Annotated in this window: 3 protein-coding genes; 2 read left to right on the top strand and 1 reads right to left on the bottom strand. The window is 71.0% G+C overall.

Annotated elements, in window-relative coordinates; all coding sequences use genetic code 11:
- The coding region (locus GTW43_RS23330; RefSeq protein WP_202501843.1) for an aminopeptidase P family protein at nucleotides 1–848 on the bottom strand (848 nt) is incomplete at its 3' end.
- A gap of 314 nt (nucleotides 849–1,162) precedes the next feature.
- Here GTW43_RS23330 and GTW43_RS23325 point away from each other — a divergent pair.
- A complete protein-coding gene (locus GTW43_RS23325) occupies nucleotides 1,163–1,615 on the top strand; it encodes a hypothetical protein (protein ID WP_161303982.1) in 453 nt (150 codons plus the stop codon).
- A 313-nt stretch (nucleotides 1,616–1,928) separates the two neighbouring features.
- Nucleotides 1,929–2,519, top strand: a complete 591-nt coding sequence (locus GTW43_RS23320) for an ATP-binding protein (RefSeq protein ID WP_161303981.1) — start codon at nucleotides 1,929–1,931, stop codon at nucleotides 2,517–2,519.
- Nucleotides 2,520–2,588: the final 69 nt, after the last annotated feature.

The raw sequence follows: 2,588 nt of genomic DNA, 5'->3' as shown, positions 1-2,588 counted from the left end.
TGTCCCCAGTGCAGCGTGGAGGTGTGCGGCCCCGCGGCACACGTGGAGCCGTAGCCGACGTCGTTGCCTTCCACACGCGCCCGCAGGAAGAAGGTGCCTTCGACGTACCGCTCGCTCGTCGCCCGGGCCTGGTCGAGGTTCTTCACCACGTCCTCGAAACCGCGCACGGTGGAGTCGACCGCCTTCTGCAGTTCGCCGATCTCGAAGGCGTCCTTGACCAGGCGCGCCTCGGCGAGGAAGGCGAGCAGTTCCTCGTCGCGCCACTGCGAGATCCGACCGGCGACCGCGGACTCGACCGGCGCGTCATAGCCGCGGACGATCCGCGCCGGGCACTCGCTCACGCGCAGGACATCCGGCAGGCCGCGCACGTCCGCGGTGGCAAGCCCGTACAGCACCGCCGCTTCGTCGAGCGAGTCACGGCGTCCCACCCAGAGTTCGCCGTGCTCGTCGAGCCAGAACTCTCCGTTCTCGCGGTCCGAGCACGGCAGCAGGTAGAGCGTCGCCCGGTGCCCCGCGGCGTGCGGCTCGAGGACCAGCACGCCCTGCTCCGACTGGTCGCCCGTGAGGTAGGCGTACTCGGTGGCGGCGCGAAAGGCGTAGGCCGTGTCGTTGGAACGCGTCTTCAGACGGCCCGCGGGGATCACGAGCAGCTCACCGGGGAAGCGGGCGGAGAGCGCGGCGCGGCGACGGGCGGTCTCGGCGGCCTGGGCGATCGGCTCCAGATCCCGCGGCTCGGCCTTCGCCCAGCCGGAGCGCATGTTCGCGGCGAGGGCGTCGGAGACATCGCGGTCATGACCGTTCTTGCGCCGCTCTATCGCTACGGGCCGAAACCCGGATTCCTTCGACATCACTTCTCCTGACAAGGGAGCGCCTGTTGGGGCGCGGAGAGATCTGGAGCGGACGGAGCCCCGGGAACGAGGCTAGGCAGAAATCCCGCCCGCCCCCTCCACGGAATTGCCCTGCCCGATCGGGCCACTTGTCGATACGCACCCGCGGGCACTGCCGCACAGTGCAGTTCCGCACTCGCGCCTGCCCGCACACCTGCCTTTTCGCCCGCCCCGGCGTCCGCCGCACCGCACACGTCGGCGACTCGTACGCGGTGGCGCCTTTACGACACCCACGTTCACGCAACACACGTTATGGATATGCGTAGGCTGCCCCCATGCACCCTGAACGAGATGAGAAGAGTCCGGACCGCAAGGCCTCGGACGAAGAACAGGTCCGACACCTCGTCGCCGAGATGTACGCCACCGTGTCGGGCCCCGCAGGCCCGCGCGACTGGGCACGGGACCGCGAGGTCCTGCACCCCGACTGCCGCCTCATGCGCATCAGGCGCGACGAGTCGGGCCGGTCACGCCTGGAGGAGCTGACGTTCGACGCGTTCGTCGAGGCGGTCACTCCGGTGCTCGACGCCGCCGACCTGTACGAGGTCGAAGTCGCCAGCGAGGTACGGCTGTTCGGCGACATCGGCCAGGTGTGGAGCTCCTACGACGGAAAGCACGCACTCGACGACACCGAGCCGGCCTTCCGCGGGGTCAACTCCATCCAGGTCAACCGCGACCCCGACGGCCGGTGGTGGATCCGCACCATGCTGTGGGACAACGAGTACGCCTGAGGCGCGGGCCTCGCGGCGGCTCCGCTTGCCGACCCTGTTCGTCCACCCACTCCGCGACCACCACGCACGACATCGGCCCGGGGCGAGGGGAGCAACCCTCTCGCCCCGGGCCGACACATGTGTGCCGGCGGTCGGCACACCTGACACCCCGGCGCCGCTCCGGCCTCCGCCCCTCCCGTCTCCGGTTGCTGATATCTCAGGAGCGTCTTACTGTGATATCAGGAGTTCTGAGGAAGGAGATCACCATGCTTCCCACTCACCGTCCCGGCCGCCGGCGCAAACGCGACCACCCCGCAGCGGGAGGCCTGGACCGATGACTTCCCCCGCATCCCGAAGCACACATCTGCCGCACACCCGGGACGGCCACGACACGGACGGGTGCGGCCCCGGGCCCGCATCAGGGGCCGCGGTCCGGGCCGGGGTCCCGCTGCCGCGGACCATACGCGAGACGCAGGACCTGGCCTGGTGGCACGTCACGCGACACCTGCCCTGCGACGAGCAGGCACCGCACCGGGCCCGGGCCTACGTGTCCAGCTCCTTCAGCGACTGGGACCTGCCCGACGACATCACCGGCGCCCTGATCCAGATCGTGAGCGAACTCGTCACCAACAGCGTCCGTCACACGCCGAGCGCGAAGGTGAGCATCACGGTCGCACTCTCCGACCACCTCGCGTGGGTGGGTGTCACGGGCCGGGCCGGAACCACCGAGGCCCGGGTCCGCGCGCCGAGCACGGACGCCGAGTCCGGCCGGGGCCTGCTGCTCGTCGACGCTCTGACCACCTGGTGGTCCACGACCACGGCGCACGGGCGGACCGACGTGGTCGCGGCGGTCGCCCTCGACGGCCACGAGGCTCCGGCCGGCGCCGAGGGCACCGACACCCCCGACGCGGCCCCCGCGCGCTGACCACCGCACCGCCGCACGGGCAGCGCCCCCTCACCGCGGCGGGTCCGCCCGCATCTGACGCAGCGTCGT

Origin of the sequence: Streptomyces sp. SID5785 (assembly GCF_009870065.1) — a bacterium.
Taxonomy (GTDB): Bacteria; Actinomycetota; Actinomycetes; order Streptomycetales; family Streptomycetaceae; genus Streptomyces.
This window is presented reverse-complemented; position numbering and strand designations above follow the sequence as displayed.

Bases quoted from the DNA above. Each gene is read 5' to 3' on its own strand.
- GTW43_RS23325 (WP_161303982.1), top strand. From the start codon at position 1,163: ATGCACCCTGAACGAGATGAGAAGAGTCCGGACCGCAAGGCCTCGGAC.
- GTW43_RS23320 (WP_161303981.1), top strand. From the start codon at position 1,929: ATGACTTCCCCCGCATCCCGAAGCACACATCTGCCGCACACCCGGGAC.